This window comes from Gracilimonas sp., from assembly GCF_031581265.1.
GTDB lineage: Bacteria > Bacteroidota > Rhodothermia > Balneolales > Balneolaceae > Gracilimonas.
This window is the reverse complement of record NZ_JAVLBQ010000002.1, coordinates 89281-104108: the sequence shown is the minus strand read 5'-3', so window position 1 is coordinate 104108 and position 14828 is coordinate 89281. Positions and strand designations below refer to the sequence as shown.

The following is a 14828-nucleotide window of genomic DNA, read 5'->3' as shown; positions in this document are numbered from 1 at the left end:
TTTAAGAATTAGATATCGATGTTGGCATACTTGGCATTTCGCTCAATGAATTCACGACGAGGTTCCACATCACCCCCCATGAGGGTAGAAAAGAGCTTGTCTGCTCCGGCGGCACTATCAATGGTTACCTGCTGAAGGGTTCTTGTTTCAGGGTCCATGGTGGTTTCCCAAAGTTGTTCGGGGTTCATTTCTCCAAGACCTTTGTAGCGGGACACATCAAATTTTCTTCGACCTTTCTTCAGTTCTTTGAGCATTTTGTCACGGGTATCATCATCCCAGGCATAGTCAATATTTTTGCCAACCGTAATGCGGTAGAGTGGTGGAGTTGCGATATACACATACCCCAATTCAATAAGGGGACGCATGTAACGGTAAAAGAATGTGAGCAGTAGAGTACGAATGTGCGATCCGTCAACATCGGCATCGGTCATGATGATGATTTTGTGATACCGAAGTTTTTCCATATCAAAATCATCTTCGCCGTGACCAACTCCGGTACCTAAAGCGGTAATCATTGCCTGAATCTCTTTATTCTCAAGAATTCGGTTGATCTTCGCTTTTTCAACATTCAGGATTTTACCTCGAAGAGGCAAGATGGCCTGAAAGCTACGGTTACGTCCCATTTTAGCCGAACCACCCGCTGAGTCACCCTCAACGAGGTAAATTTCACTGTGCTCCGGGTCTTTAATAGAACAGTCAGCCAATTTACCGGGAAGTCCGCCCCCGCTCATAACACTTTTTCGTTGTACTAACTGTCGGGCTTTGCGAGCGGCTTCTCTGGCTTCTGCGGCGAGTACAACTTTTTCAATTACTTTTTTAGCCGCTTTAGGATTTTGCTCCAGGTATTCATTCAACTGGTCATAAACAACAATCTCAACGGCACTTTGAACTTCAGAATTACCAAGTTTCGTTTTGGTTTGTCCCTCAAATTGAGGCTCCGCAACCTTTACACTCAATACAGCCGTCATCCCCTCCCGAAAATCTTCCCCGGAAATGGAAATCTTACTTTTGGATTTGATTAGGTTGTTCTTCTCTGCATAAGATTTTAAAGAACGAGTCAATGCACGCCGAAACCCTGAAACGTGAGTTCCGCCTTCTCGCGTGTTTATGTTATTGACGTAAGAGTGTACGTTTTCAGAAAAAGATCGATTGTATTGAATGGCAATTTCTACCGGAACATCATCAATTTCCCCGGTAATATGGATAGGAGTGTTAAGCATTGACTCTCGGTTTTCATCCAGGAAGTCAACAAAATCCTTTACCCCACCCTCATAATGATAGGTCTCTTGTTTTAGATCCTCATCCTCTTCTCGCTCATCAATAAGATCGATGGTAATCTCAGGATTAAGGAATGCCAACTCTCGCATTCGCTCTGCTATAACATCGAACTTAAATTCTGTTGTTTGCGTAAAAATTTCTGGATCTGGAGTAAAAATAATTTTAGTGCCGGTTTCATCCGTTTTTCCTTTTACGGAAAGCGGGACTGTGGTAGCGCCTTTTTCAAATTCCATTACATGAATTTCACCATCACGATGAATTTCTGCTCTGAAATTACTGGAAAGAGCATTCACACAACTGACACCAACCCCGTGTAGTCCACCGGAAACTTTATAAGTGTCTTTATCAAATTTACCACCGGCATGCAGCTTGGTTAATACAACCTCAACAGCAGGAATCCCAAGTTTTTCGTGAGTGTCAACCGGAATACCCCGACCATTATCAAAAATGGTCATAGATCCGTCTTCATTAATAGTTACATTTATATAGTCGCAGTAACCGGCAAGAGCTTCATCAATGGAGTTATCAACCACCTCATTTATTAAGTGGTGAAGTCCGCGCGAACCTGTATCCCCAATATACATAGAAGGCCGCTTTCTAACCGCTTCAAGACCCTCCAAAACCTGTATGTTGGAAGCCTTGTAGTCGGAACTTTGTTTTTTTGCCATAATTATGGAGTGATAGCTTTGTTAGATGAGTTAATTAACGTCGGAAAATAGAGCTTAAACAGGCAAAATCAAAAAAAGGAGAGGCATTAGTTTAAAATATCTGAGATGGGCACTCTTAAGTAAAATTCAGGCTCAGATTCAGGGGGTTAAATGTGGATAATTCGAGAAATTGTGGATAATTGAAATTTTCAGGGTGTTGCCCGTTGAACTTTGATGTTTATAGCTCTATCTTTGGTGTCTATTTTCATTATGAATTAACTATATAAACAATGTCGCGAAAAGACGATATTACAGGAAAAGGAGCTTTGAACGGTTACCGTTCTTCAAAGTCTAACAATAAGACCAAACACCGCTTTCAATTGAACTTGCAAAAGCGTCGTTTTTATGTACCGGAAGAAGACCGTTGGGTAACGCTCAAAGTTTCTGCAAAAACTGTTCGAACAATTAACAAGAAAGGAATTTCTGCGGTATTGAAAGAAGCGCGGAAAAAAGGAACTCTTTTAAAGGACGTATAGAACTATGGCAAAAGGAAACAGAGTTCAGGTGATTTTAGAGTGTACCGAAAAACCCGGTTCATCTCGTTATGTAACAACAAAAAATCGAAGAACGACCACCGATCGACTTGAACTAAAAAAATACAACCCTGTTCTTCGTAAGCATACACTTCATAAAGAAATTAAATAACCAGAGATATGGCTAAGAAGCAAGCATTTGGACAAGAAGCACTACAAGCGAAAGCAGCGCATCGCAAAATGGCAAAGGTTATTATTTCTACCAAGAATGATAAGGGGAAATATGCCTATAAAGAAGTAATGATGGATCAAGACGATGTGAAAGAATATATTCAGCAAAACAAAAGCTGATTCATTTACTTTGAAAAAAAGAATTTAGGTTACGCAATAAACATTGTGTAACCTTTTTTTTTGGTTATTTTTAGCGGAGGAGAAAACTATGACTATAAAAGAACAAATAATTGCAGATATAAAAGAGGCAATGAAAGCCAAAAATCAAGACAAACTGCGAGTCTTGAGGTCACTGAAATCCAAAATGATGGAAAAAGAAATCAGTGAAAGAAAAGGTGGCGAAGCTGAGCTTACGGATGAGCAGGCTACAGAGGTATTAATGAAAGCCGCCAAGCAAAGAAAAGAATCCATTGAGCAGTTTGAAAAAGGCGATCGAAACGATCTGGCTGAAAATGAAAAGTCCGAATTAGAAATCATTGAAGCTTATCTGCCCGAGATGATGGATGAAGAAGATGTCCGTAAAGTTGTTCAGGATAAAATAGAGCAGCTTGGTGCTTCCGGTATGCAGGATATGGGCAAAGTAATGGGCCCGCTAATGGGTCAACTAAAAGGAAAGGCCGACGGCTCATTGGTTAGCAAGATAGTAAAAGAAGAATTAGGCGGATAAGAAATGCTGATCCTGGATCTTATTATCGCAGTGCCAATTTTATACTTTGGGTATAAAGGCGCCGTAAATGGATTCGCGAAGGAAATATTGAATATTATTGGGATCATCTTAGCCATTTTTATCACATTCAATTACCTCGATGCTTTTACAGCAATAATTGCTCCTTTTTTTGAAAAGGGTGCTTCCTATGTTCCGTTTATTTCAGGAGTGATATTATTTGTAGGGACGGTAGGATTAGTAGCCGCCATCGCTTATGCCACTAAAGAGTTTTTAAAAGCGGTTAAGCTCAGCACGGTTAACAGACTGTTAGGCGCCACATTTGGAATGCTCAAAAGCGGATTACTGGTAAGTGGAGCCCTGTTACTTTTAGCCGGATTTAATATCCCATCTGATGAAGCCCGGGATGAGTCTTACCTGTATCCTTCCGTTATATATTTAGCGCCCGTTACTTATAACTTGATAGCTAAAGTTTATCCCGGCGCAGAGAACTATACCGAAACATTAAAGGCTAATATCGGCGAATACAATCCACTTGAAAACATTCCATTTTTAAACGAATTACAAGAATCAAACGAAAATCAAGATAACTAAATGTCATTTTTACCTGTTGAGAAACAATTAGAAATTATCCGTCGCGGCACAACTGAAATTGTCCCGGAAGAAGAACTCATCGAGAAACTCAAAAAATCCAGAAAAGAGAATAAGCCGCTCAAAATTAAGCTGGGAGTTGATCCTACGCGACCTGATTTACATCTGGGTCACTCTGTGATTCTCCGGAAAATGCGTCAGTTTCAAGACCTCGGACATGAAGTGATACTCATAATCGGTGGTTTTACTGCAATGATCGGCGACCCTTCCGGGCAAAATAAAACACGACCACCGCTCACGATGGAAGAAGTTAAAGACAACGCCGGAACATACATCGAACAGGCAAAGAAAATTTTGGATGAAGATAAACTCACCCTTACCAACAATTATGACTGGCTGGGCGAGATGGACTTTATGGATGTGATCCAGTTGTCATCGAAATTAACAGTTGCGAGAATGATTGAGCGGGATGATTTTTCCAAACGGTTCAAAAATAACGAACCGATTTCATTACACGAGTTTTTATATCCATTAGCCCAGGGTCAGGATTCAGTTCATATAAAATCAGATGTAGAGCTGGGCGGAACCGATCAGAAATTTAATCTATTAGTAGGCCGTCAACTTCAAAAAGAAGATGGACAAGATCCACAGGTTTGCCTGATGATGCCGCTGCTGGTGGGCACCGACGGTTCAGCGAAAATGTCCAAATCATATGATAATTACATTGGCATCAACGAGGAGCCGAATGAGATGTACGGTAAATCGCTATCTATTCCGGATGATTTGATCTATACCTATTACGAACTGGTAACGGACATAAAAACGAATGACCTTCCCACAGTAAAAGAAAAAATTGAGACCGATCCGAGAAATGCCAAACATGATTTGGCTTTCACCATAGTAAGAATGTATCACGGGGAAGAAGCCGCCAAAGCAGCCAAAGAGCATTTCGAGAAAACGGTCATTAACAAAGAAGTGCCGGATGACGCACCGGAATTTGAATTTGAAACCGGTAAGGAAATTCGTCTTCTCGACATCATTTCAGAAACCGGGTTCACTTCCAGTAATGGAGAAACCAAGCGGATGATGAAACAAGGTGGCGTAAGTCTTGATGACAAGAAAATAACTGATAAAGGCTATTCAATTACTTTTGAAAAAGGAGATGAATTCTCCCTTAAAGTAGGCAAGCGGAATTTTGGAATCATAAAAGGGAAGTAAGCAGGTTTGGTGAAAATAAGTTCGTATAACGTAAACGGAATCAGGGCCGCCCACCGAAAGGGATTCACTGATTGGGTGGAAGAAAGTGCCCCTGATATTATCTGTCTTCAAGAGTTAAGAGCCCTGGAGCATCAAATTCCTGATGATATTAAGGCTTTGGATTATCATGAATCATATCATATGGCTGAGAAAAAGGGCTATTCGGGAGTTGGTATCTATTCAAAACAAAAACCCCTGAATGTTGAAGAAGGAATCGGCGAAGATTGGATAGACGCAGAGGGAAGAATAATCATGACGGAATTTGAAAAATTTCGTGTATTCAGTGTGTATGCTCCAAGTGGAACAACAGGTGACATCCGCCAAGATATGAAGATGGATTTTTTGGATAAATTCATCCGGTTTGGAGAACAATTTACCAAAGATGAAAAAGCGACCGTTTTTTGCGGAGATTTCAACATTTGTCATACCGAAATTGATATTCATAACCCGAGCAAACAACATAAAACTTCGGGCTTTCTACCTGAAGAAAGACAGTGGGTCACGGACTTTTTGGAAACCGGGTATGAAGATGTATTTCGTAAACTTCACCCCAACAAAAAAGATTTATATAGTTGGTGGAGTTATCGGGCGGCATCTAAGGAGCGAAATAAAGGCTGGAGAATTGATTATCATTTGGCTTCGCCTGAATTGGCAAAGAAGGCCGTAAATGCCGAAATTGAAGCAAAATGGGATCTGTCGGATCATGCGCCGGTGACCATTACGTACGAATTATAACTGAACGAATAGCCATTTGTAAAAGTTGTTCGGGAAGAATAAAGCAATAATATGGGAACACACTTTAAAGGAAGCAAAAACGTACAGCAGACGTTGAATGCATTCATCAAACTCACCCGGGCAAGTGAAAGCGTAAACGGAAGATTGGCCCGACACCTCTCTGATGCAAATCTCACCGTAAGTCAGTTTGGAACATTGGAAGCATTGTTACATGTAGGTCCCTTGAATCAACGAGAACTTGGCCAGAAGTTGCTGAAAAGTGGCGGCAACATAACGTTGGTCATAGACAATCTCCAAAAAAGCGGATTGGTACAAAAGAAAACCGATCCTAATGACCGCCGGGCTGTGATTATATCTCTAACCAAAAAAGGCCGAGAATTTATAGAAGACTTTTTTCCACAGCATCTCGAAAAAATTAAAGAAGAGTTTTCGGTTTTGAGTTCCGAAGAAAAAGAGCAATTAGCTTCTATTTGTAAAAAGCTTGGCAAAAAGCCCGAAGAAGAGTAAATCCAATCTCCGAGGCTGCTTTGTTGCGGTTCAGTATTTTAAATAGTACTCTTTTGGTGAGCAGAATTTCAAACCAAAAGAAATCCCGTCATGCTCATTGGTCTCATTTCTGATACCCACGATCACGTGCCAAATATCAAAAAAGCCGTCTCAGAATTTAAAAGCAGGAAGGCAGACATGGTGCTCCACGCCGGGGATTATTGCAGCCCTTTTACTATCCCACATTTTGAAGGTCTAAATTTGAAAGGCATTTTCGGAAACAACGATGGCGATAAATACCTGTTGATCTCAAAATTCAATGAAATGGGCGCTGAAATAGCAGGAGACTTTTTGAAAGTACAGGCAGGTGGTTTAATTATTGCCGTGTATCACGGAACGCACGCCGAAATTACAGATTCTCTCTGTCACTCTGGTAGATATGACATTGTAGTAAGCGGACATATTCATGAGAAGGTAAACCGTGTAATTGGTAATACCATACATGTCAATCCGGGTACAGCCCATGGTTTTGAGGGTAAAGCAAGTATCGGTTTTTTAGATACGGAAACGAAGGAAATAGAATTTGTAGAACTTAATTAAAGGTAGTTGAGGTTAAAGTCTTAGAAACTATTACTTTGAGTAGTTATTGTCGAGTATACATCAGAATAACCGGCCTTAGAAAAAAGAGCGTTAAGAAGATGACGGAATGAAGCGTTAAGAAACCCCGAATTTATCGGGGCGCATGGTATTTTGTACCTATGGCAAGCCCAGAGAAGGAGCATTGATTTCTTTTAGCGGAGTGTAGACAGCTTTAGCTCTTTTTTTGCCCGCCTTGATCTTTTGTTACTTTTGTATCAAGACAAAAGTAAGGGAAAGTACTTAGTGAATCGTATGCTTATAATGATTTGCAAATTTAGTTTGTTATAACTTCGTTGGATTTACATAAGAAAAGGTAAAATTGACGCTAAGGAAGAAAATCAAGACTGGTTTTTTATCAAACTCAATAACAAAATATAGCATGTTCCAACAAATCGAAGTCAACGTTTTAGGAAAATCAAAAGAGCAGAAAATAATCAATGTCCTGCTGACTTTAGCTACGGGAATATTGACGTTAATTTTCCCAAATTTCTTATACCTGATAGCTGGAGGTTACCTTGTTGCCCTTGGATTAATGTTTGCCGCTTTTAGATTTCCCGGATTTATATCTGCACTTCCCATTGTAGCTGGTGTTTTAATATTTATTTTTCCCGAACTCATCCCCTTTACCTTCGCCGGTTTTTTAGGTCTCTTTGGCTTGCTGATGTTATTCGGTCTTTCTTTTAGCTTTTTGGGAATAATCACCCTCATTATTGCCATCCTAATCGTTATGAACCCCGATTCGGTGGCTTATTTCATTGCTTTCTTTATGTTGACTTACGCCGTTTCCAATCTTATACAGTTCTACAAGCAGTGGAAAAATAAAGGCAAGCCCAAAGAGAAGAGCGACGGGGAGATAGTGATTGAGTGATTTCAATCATCAATCTAAAATAATAAATCAAAAATCACTTATTAACCGCCTCATAAATAAAATACGGGGGGATGTTTTTCCAGCAGAATTCCGTAGTGAAATTTCCGAATGACTCATTTAGCGGGTCTTTCAAATGCCCGGAAGTTTGATAAGCGAGAAATGAGCCCTCACTCTTGAGAGCTTGCTTGGTTTTGGAGAGAATATCTATTTTCATATCCCAGTCAAAGAAGGAAAATGGGATGCCAGATACTATGTGGTTTACATTACCCACCACTTCTTCAGGAAGCAAATCCAAAATATCTTCTACGGATTCATGAAAAACAGTAAGCCGGTTATCATCAATATTGTTTAATAGTTCAGCAAAATTATCATTGGTTTCGAAAACAAATAAGCGAGCATCAGGACGCATTTGCTTGAGAAAGTGCTTGGTAAAAACCCCGGTTCCACCGCCATATTCAACGATGACATCAGTATTGGGGAAATCGATGTATTCACAAAGCTGACGAATACAATATTTAGACGATGGAGTTATAGATGCAACATCTTTATCGGATGCAAATGACTTCAAAAATTCGATGGTACCTTTCATGTGTTGGTAGTTTGTCTAATAATTGAATGGTAAATGGTATTCACAAAGAACGAATAACCATTAACCAACTAAAGTTCGTCTTCTAATTGTGCAATTTGATCTCGGATGCGAGCCGCTTCCTCAAACTCCATATTCTTGGCCGCATGATACATCGTCTCGCGAAGGTGTTCAATCAGCTTATCCTTATTCTCGAAGGTTACTTCCTTCATGGCAGGACTTGCCTTGTACTGAATGCCCTCTTCGGCCACTTTGATTACCTCAAGTGCATCTTCGTCAGGTTCCTCATCTTTCCGTGCAAAGTCAAAGCTTTGGCTTGAAATGAGGCTTGGATCAACCAGTGGCTTCAGCTCCTTTTTAATAGTTGTAGGAGTGATGCCGTGCTTCTCGTTATATTCTTCCTGAATTTTACGACGGCGGTGGGTTTCTTCTACCACTTTCTGGATACTGTTAGTCATTTTATTTGCATACAAAATGGCTTTACCACCCACATTTCGAGCGGCACGACCCACAATCTGAAACAGTGAAGTTTCTGATCGAAGGAAGCCTTCCTTGTCTGCATCCATGATAGCCACTAAGCTAAGTTCAGGAATATCGATTCCCTCACGCAGCAGGTTAATCCCAACCAATACGTCAAAATCGCCGCGCCTGAATTTATACAAAACTTCGATTCTTTCAAGGGCATTTAATTCGCTGTGCATATATGCTGCCTTGATGTTGAGGTTTTTGAGATATTCACTCAACTCCTCACTCAGTCGCTTAGTGAGCGTAATAACGAGAACACGCTCATTCTTTTCAATTTTTTCGCGGATTTCACCCAATAGATCATCCACCTGATTGTCCAGCGGCCTGACTTCAATTTCAGGTTCCATCAATCCGGTTGGACGAATAATTTGTTCCGTATATACTCCGCCAGACTTCTCCAGCTCATAATCGCTGGGTGTGGCACTTACAAATATGACCTGATTTACCAGCTCTTCCCATTCATCAAAAGTCAATGGACGGTTATCCATGGCAGACGGGAGTCGAAATCCGTGTTCCACTAATTCAATTTTGCGTGAACGATCGCCACCGTACATGGCAGAAATTTGTGGGATAGTCTGATGACTTTCATCTACAACCACGAGGTAATCATCCGGAAAATAATCCATGAGGCAGTAAGGGCGTTCTCCCGGTTTTCGTGCACTCAGGTAGCGAGAGTAATTCTCAATTCCGGAGCAATAGCCAATTTCTTGGATCATTTCGATATCAAAAAGCGTGCGCTGTTCAATGCGTTTGGCCTCCAAAAACTTCTCTTCATCAATAAGCACTTTTTTGCGCCACTCCAGCTCTTCCCGGATTTGTTCAATCGAAGTTTCGAGCCGGGACTTAGAAGTCACATAGTGTGATGCAGGGTACACCCTAAATTCATTTACACTTTCGATAATGGAGCCGTCATCTACATCAAAAAGCTGTAGCGATTCGATTTCATCACCCCACTGCGTTATGCGAAGTCCTTCATCGGAATAGGCCGGATAAATATCAATCACATCACCCCGCACACGAAATGTGCCGCGCTTAAATTCCAGGTCATTACGGTTATAGTGAAGATCTACCAAATCGTACAAAATGGTGTTGCGCGGAATTTCCTGACCTACTTCCAGGTTCAGGATTAGCTTTTCATATTCAGAGGGAGAGCCAATACCATAGATACAGCTTACGGATGAGACGATGATTACATCCCGGCGCCCGGAAAGCAATGAGCTGGTAGCCCGCAATCGCAGCCGTTGTATTTCTTCATTGATGGAAAGGTCCTTCTCAATGTATTTGTCCTGTGTAGAGAGGTAGGCTTCCGGTTGGTAGTAATCATAATAGGAAATGAAAAACTCTACGCGATTTTCGGGAAAGAAATCACTGAGCTCACGATATAGTTGAGCCGCCAGTGTTTTGTTATGACTCATCACCAATGTAGGCTTCTCCACATTTTCAATGGTATTGGCGATGGTGCGTGTTTTACCAGAACCGGTTATACCGAGTAAAGTCTGGAACTTATCACCGGCATTCAGACCTTCGGTGAGTTCTTCAATGGCTTTGGGCTGATCGCCCGCAGGTTCGTAAGGAGAGTGAAGTTTAAATTGGCTCATAAATAGCTTTTAAAGGTACAAACTGTGATGTAACTTAGGAAACGATATTATTCAATAATTAAAGATTCACGATTGCCACTAAATCACTAAAACACGAAAAGGGATATAACATTCCATAAGAAAAAGGAACTAGCTATACAGTTTTAATTAAGTAATATCAGTCAGGCGGATTTTAAACCGTCAAACCGAAAACCTTTTGTGTTTTAGAGTTTTAGTGGCAAACAAAAAGCAATGAAATGTCCCATAGACATAAAGATTTAGAATCTCCCCGGAAACGGCTGGATGAAATTGACGAACAAATCCTCGACTTATTATCAGAGCGGGGTGAGATTGTGCGTGATGTCATCAAACGAAAAGTAGAGAATCAGCTTCCTGTTTTTGTACCTAAACGAGAGGAAGAAAAAACCAAGGCGTTTAAAGAATTGGCCAAGTCAAAAAATATTGACCCGGATTGGGCAGAAGATTTTTTGCGGATGATTATGACTTCTTCGAGGGCTACACAGTCTCAGGAGAAATTTCCAATAGCAACTACTGAGCCCAAGCATATTCTGTTTATCGGTGGGGAAGGAGGAATGGGAAGCCTGTACAAACGCATTGCGGATCAAACCGGGCACGTGACCTATTCCATTGACAAAGGGAATTGGTATGAACTTGAAGAGTGGGCACCCAAACTTGATATGGTGATTGTGACCGTTCCTATCAAAGTAACCGAAAGCGTAATTGAACGGCTTAGCGGTAGACTGAAAAAGCAAACTATTTTAGCTGACTTCACCAGTAATAAAAATGCCCCTATTCAGGCTATGCTTAAAGCACATGAGGGTCCCGTGGTAGGATTGCACCCCATGCACGGACCCGATGTCCAGAATCTCTCCAAGCAGCTTATGGTTTTCTGTGATGGCCGGGGCGGAGAACATGCCTTGTGGTTTGTGGAACAATGCAGGCTTTGGGGAATGCGGGTGATAGAAGCCGACCCTGAAAAACATGATCATGTGATGCACCTTGTACAGGGGCTTCGTCACTTTGTAGCTTTACTCCACGGTTCCTTCATGGAAGAATACGACCTGAAACCCACTGATATGCTCGACTATTCTTCTCCCATCTACCGAGCAGAACTGATGATGACCGGCCGAATTTTTGCCCAGGATGCCGAGCTGTATGCCGACATCGTTTTTGCCAACAAGGAACGTCGGGAATTGTTGATGAAGTTTTTGGATCACCATCAGAAACTCGCAAAAATGGTGGAAGAAAACGACCGTGAAGGTTTTATTAAAGAATTTGAAGGAGTTACCGATTTCTTTGGAAAGTTTGCGACCCAGGCGCTTGAAGAAAGTGGATACCTAATAAACCGTCTTGCAGATCGTTTTGCTTAATAAGGTATTATTTAATTAGATTGACAGAAACAATAGAAAAAGAACTTCAGGATGAATAAAATATATTATTTAGTATTAACTGCAGTATTTCTTTTAGGGACAAATGCAGCAGCACAAGATCATCCCAAGATTATTTCAGCCACACCTCAAAAATCTATATCAGATACCGGGGTAGTATTAGATATTGATCAAACGGTTTTTGAGGAAGATCGGCTCCAAAAGGGATCTGTATTTCTAATGGATATTGGCAGTTCCAAAACCAGGGAGATGATTGTGAAAAGAAAAACTTCTTACATCCCCGGCACAATTTCATATCATGCAGTTTCTTCAGAAGATCCGGATGAAATATTCACATTTACCTATTCTAATGGTGGGATAACCGGTGTGTATCACTTAAATCATGAGGAAAGCATTTTCTTTTTAAAAGACACCAAAGCCAAACAAAACTATCTAACCACTGATAGCAGCAACCTCCCTCAAGAACAAGCCTGTGCGGTGCATGGCGATGTGGAGGATTTAGTTGCTTATGCACCTTCTTTTTCTTCCGGAGCAAAAAGTAAAAGCAAAGCTGAAAGCAATAATGAAAATAGTGCCGCCTTACTTTTAGAATCACCCAATGATACCACGGTCATTGATGTTATGTTGGTTTATACTGAAAACGCAGAAGAGTGGGCAACAAACAGTACGAGTTATGAGGACATTAATGAAATAATTGCGAATTCAATTAACAACTCTCAAACGGCATTGGATAACAGCGAACTACCGATTGAACTTCGGGTTGTTTATGTCCATAAAAACACGACCTATTCGGATGATACCGGAGACGAAAATGATGAGATTTCAGCCGGAACGCATTTAAGAAGGTTCACTCAAAATGATAACGATCCAATTTTTGACAGTGAGTATAATGGGTTCATGCAGGAAGTTCATTCACTCAGAGATGATTATGGTGCTGATTTAATGGCGGCTATTATGAATGAGCCGGAAACCGGTGGGATTGCATGGCGATTAGGGAGTACAGGAGGATCATCACAATATGGGTTTTCTGTAAACCGAGTACAACAAATTGGAATTCCAGGTAATACTACGTTAATACATGAAATAGGGCATAATATGGGGAATGCTCACTCGAGAACACAAAGCTCTTATGCAGCTTCTGAATCAGGGGGGTTATTTCATTTTTCAGTAGGTTTTCAAGAAACTAATGAAAGAAATGCTACGGTAATGGCATATCAGCAAGATTCACAGGGAGTGAGTTATAGTAGAATCCCGATATTTTCAAGTCCGGATTTATCATGGCAGGGTTTCCAGGTAGGAACAAATAACAGCAGAACCCCCGAGAATAGTGCATTGAGTATGAATATCATCAAGCGTTCGATAGCTAATTACCGGGATACACGGATAGACCCTCCGGTGTCAGAACTATCTTCCGAGTATTTAGACTCTTCCAGTCCATCTGCTAATAATATTAATGTGGAAATGAACCGGGAAGATGAACGAATAATAACTATTGATATTGGAAATACCGGGAATTCAACGCTAATGTGGGAAGTTGATTTTGAGCCACAATCATCTTCATCTTCTAAACAACAATCAAAGAAAAAGGCGCAGTCTTTAGAAACTATTGAAAAGCCCGAAAAATTGCAGGCGGAGGATCTGAAAAACCTGGTTAACCATTATCCGCTAAAAAGTAATAATGCATTCAAAAGCAGCACAGAGCATGAGGAGGTTCTATACAGTACTTCTTTTGAAAGTGATGAAGGGTTTTCGGTTAACAGCAGTGAAATTAACGGTTATAATGAATGGAGAGCCCAGTCAAGTACCGGGTTTAAGGTTACTTCTGATAACCCCAGCAATGGAACAAACCACATAAGATTAGGGGAAAACAGCTCTGAAAGTGTATCGGTATATAGCCCTTTTCTTGGATATCTTGTATCCGGAGATTATACAGTAGAGTTTGATTTTTATTACACCGGTGACAACACTGTTGAGGAAAACTTCTTTGAAATCATACTATATGATGGGAAAACATATAACTATTCTAACTACTTAATTGTAGCAAATGACGCCTTATATGTGAGAGAGGAAAACGCAGTTGGAGGCGCTTCTTATAATTTTTCTGGGGCAACCCTTGAGTCAAATAAGTACCATACGTATAAAATACACTTTAACGTAATGGAGGGAACCAATGATCATTACATAAATGGAAATTTAGTTTATCAGACTGACCCATTATCAGGAAAAACACCAGGCGTATTACAAATTTACAGAAGAGGAAATGCTTCCAATACTATTGATATAGATAATTTGAAAATCAGTAAAGATACTTCTTCTAAAAAATGGTTTAGAATAGACTCTGAAAACCTTGCTGGTTTTGTGCGTTCCGGTAAAGTGCAACCACTACAATTCCGTTTAAATACCGAAGGAGTTGAGGCTGGCACCTATACTACAAAAATGCTGCTTAGTACCAATGAGCCAGATACTCAACCCTTAGAAATCCCTATTGAGCTAACGGTGAACCAAGCTGTTTCTAATGAAACCGAAGATAAGCCCCACAAAGTAGAACTGGCCCAAAATTACCCAAACCCATTCAACCCTTCTACCACTATAAACTTCACCTTGGCACAGCCTGAAGATGTGCAGTTAGAAGTGTTCAATATACAAGGACAAAAAGTGTCAACATTGATTGAAAACCAAAAAACAAACGCTGGGTCACATCAAATAAATTTTGATGCTTCTCACCTTGCCAGTGGCATATACATCTACCGTTTGAAAACGACTTCCCAAACATTAACCCGACAAATGGTTTTAATTAAATAA

Annotated in this window: 15 protein-coding genes; 12 read left to right on the top strand and 3 right to left on the bottom strand. The window is 40.6% G+C overall.

What is annotated here, in order from left to right:
* Nucleotides 1–8: 8 nt before the first annotated feature.
* Nucleotides 9–1946 carry a DNA topoisomerase (ATP-hydrolyzing) subunit B gene (gyrB, locus tag RI561_RS01520; protein ID WP_395078449.1) on the bottom strand — a complete coding sequence of 646 codons (1938 nt, stop codon included), beginning with the start codon at nt 1944–1946 and terminating at the stop codon, nt 9–11.
* Nucleotides 1947–2215: 269 nt separating this feature from the next.
* Between gyrB and rpmB the strand changes: the two genes are divergently transcribed.
* The 10 genes from rpmB to RI561_RS01470 all read left to right on the top strand — a co-directional run bounded on the left by rpmB (nt 2216) and on the right by RI561_RS01470 (nt 7929).
* A complete protein-coding gene (gene rpmB / locus RI561_RS01515; RefSeq protein ID WP_395078448.1) occupies nt 2216–2461 on the top strand; it encodes a 50S ribosomal protein L28 in 246 nt (81 codons plus the stop codon).
* 4 nt (nt 2462–2465) lie between these two features.
* Nucleotides 2466–2630, top strand: a complete 165-nt coding sequence (gene rpmG, locus RI561_RS01510) for a 50S ribosomal protein L33 (protein ID WP_395078447.1) — start codon at nt 2466–2468, stop codon at nt 2628–2630.
* 8 nt (nt 2631–2638) lie between these two features.
* Entirely contained in the window at nt 2639–2809 is a 171-nt protein-coding gene (locus tag RI561_RS01505) for a DUF4295 family protein (RefSeq protein WP_395078446.1), read from the top strand.
* An 88-nt stretch (nt 2810–2897) separates the two neighbouring features.
* On the top strand, nt 2898–3356 hold the full coding sequence (locus RI561_RS01500) for a GatB/YqeY domain-containing protein (protein ID WP_395078445.1): 459 nt from the start codon (nt 2898–2900) through the stop codon (nt 3354–3356).
* Between the two features lie 3 nt (nt 3357–3359).
* Nucleotides 3360–3947, top strand: a complete 588-nt coding sequence (locus tag RI561_RS01495) for a CvpA family protein (protein ID WP_395078444.1) — start codon at nt 3360–3362, stop codon at nt 3945–3947.
* Nucleotides 3948–5162: a tyrosine--tRNA ligase gene (gene tyrS, locus RI561_RS01490; RefSeq protein ID WP_395078443.1), complete on the top strand. Its 1215-nt coding sequence runs from the start codon at nt 3948–3950 to the stop codon at nt 5160–5162.
* Between the two features lie 9 nt (nt 5163–5171).
* Nucleotides 5172–5936 carry an exodeoxyribonuclease III gene (locus RI561_RS01485; RefSeq protein WP_395078442.1) on the top strand — a complete coding sequence of 255 codons (765 nt, stop codon included), beginning with the start codon at nt 5172–5174 and terminating at the stop codon, nt 5934–5936.
* A 51-nt stretch (nt 5937–5987) separates the two neighbouring features.
* Nucleotides 5988–6443 carry a MarR family winged helix-turn-helix transcriptional regulator gene (locus tag RI561_RS01480; RefSeq protein WP_395078441.1) on the top strand — a complete coding sequence of 152 codons (456 nt, stop codon included), beginning with the start codon at nt 5988–5990 and terminating at the stop codon, nt 6441–6443.
* Between the two features lie 90 nt (nt 6444–6533).
* The gene (locus tag RI561_RS01475) at nt 6534–7022 is read left to right on the top strand and encodes a metallophosphoesterase (RefSeq protein ID WP_395078440.1); all 489 of its coding nucleotides are present in this window, start codon (nt 6534–6536) and stop codon (nt 7020–7022) included.
* 418 nt (nt 7023–7440) lie between these two features.
* Nucleotides 7441–7929, top strand: coding sequence for a hypothetical protein (locus RI561_RS01470; protein WP_395078439.1), 489 nt, complete (start codon nt 7441–7443; stop codon nt 7927–7929).
* A gap of 34 nt (nt 7930–7963) precedes the next feature.
* Here RI561_RS01470 and RI561_RS01465 read toward each other — a convergent pair whose 3' ends face one another.
* Both RI561_RS01465 and uvrB read right to left on the bottom strand, forming a co-directional pair.
* Nucleotides 7964–8518 carry a class I SAM-dependent methyltransferase gene (locus tag RI561_RS01465; protein WP_395078438.1) on the bottom strand — a complete coding sequence of 185 codons (555 nt, stop codon included), beginning with the start codon at nt 8516–8518 and terminating at the stop codon, nt 7964–7966.
* 68 nt (nt 8519–8586) lie between these two features.
* The gene (gene uvrB, locus RI561_RS01460) at nt 8587–10638 is read right to left on the bottom strand and encodes an excinuclease ABC subunit UvrB (protein ID WP_395078437.1); all 2052 of its coding nucleotides are present in this window, start codon (nt 10636–10638) and stop codon (nt 8587–8589) included.
* A 236-nt stretch (nt 10639–10874) separates the two neighbouring features.
* Here uvrB and tyrA point away from each other — a divergent pair, with 236 nt between their 5' ends.
* On the top strand, nt 10875–12008 hold the full coding sequence (tyrA, locus tag RI561_RS01455; protein WP_395078436.1) for a bifunctional chorismate mutase/prephenate dehydrogenase: 1134 nt from the start codon (nt 10875–10877) through the stop codon (nt 12006–12008).
* A gap of 51 nt (nt 12009–12059) precedes the next feature.
* Nucleotides 12060–14828 carry a zinc-dependent metalloprotease gene (locus RI561_RS01450; RefSeq protein ID WP_395078435.1) on the top strand — a complete coding sequence of 923 codons (2769 nt, stop codon included), beginning with the start codon at nt 12060–12062 and terminating at the stop codon, nt 14826–14828.

Bases quoted from the DNA above. Each gene is read 5' to 3' on its own strand.
- RI561_RS01465 (WP_395078438.1), bottom strand. From the start codon at position 8,518: ATGAAAGGTACCATCGAATTTTTGAAGTCATTTGCATCCGATAAAGAT.
- RI561_RS01450 (WP_395078435.1), top strand. From the start codon at position 12,060: ATGAATAAAATATATTATTTAGTATTAACTGCAGTATTTCTTTTAGGG.
- RI561_RS01500 (WP_395078445.1), top strand. From the start codon at position 2,898: ATGACTATAAAAGAACAAATAATTGCAGATATAAAAGAGGCAATGAAA.
- RI561_RS01480 (WP_395078441.1), top strand. From the start codon at position 5,988: ATGGGAACACACTTTAAAGGAAGCAAAAACGTACAGCAGACGTTGAAT.
- uvrB (WP_395078437.1), bottom strand. From the start codon at position 10,638: ATGAGCCAATTTAAACTTCACTCTCCTTACGAACCTGCGGGCGATCAG.
- gyrB (WP_395078449.1), bottom strand. From the start codon at position 1,946: ATGGCAAAAAAACAAAGTTCCGACTACAAGGCTTCCAACATACAGGTT.
- rpmB (WP_395078448.1), top strand. From the start codon at position 2,216: ATGTCGCGAAAAGACGATATTACAGGAAAAGGAGCTTTGAACGGTTAC.
- tyrA (WP_395078436.1), top strand. From the start codon at position 10,875: ATGTCCCATAGACATAAAGATTTAGAATCTCCCCGGAAACGGCTGGAT.
- RI561_RS01505 (WP_395078446.1), top strand. From the start codon at position 2,639: ATGGCTAAGAAGCAAGCATTTGGACAAGAAGCACTACAAGCGAAAGCA.
- rpmG (WP_395078447.1), top strand. From the start codon at position 2,466: ATGGCAAAAGGAAACAGAGTTCAGGTGATTTTAGAGTGTACCGAAAAA.
- tyrS (WP_395078443.1), top strand. From the start codon at position 3,948: ATGTCATTTTTACCTGTTGAGAAACAATTAGAAATTATCCGTCGCGGC.
- RI561_RS01475 (WP_395078440.1), top strand. From the start codon at position 6,534: ATGCTCATTGGTCTCATTTCTGATACCCACGATCACGTGCCAAATATC.
- RI561_RS01495 (WP_395078444.1), top strand. From the start codon at position 3,360: ATGCTGATCCTGGATCTTATTATCGCAGTGCCAATTTTATACTTTGGG.
- RI561_RS01470 (WP_395078439.1), top strand. From the start codon at position 7,441: ATGTTCCAACAAATCGAAGTCAACGTTTTAGGAAAATCAAAAGAGCAG.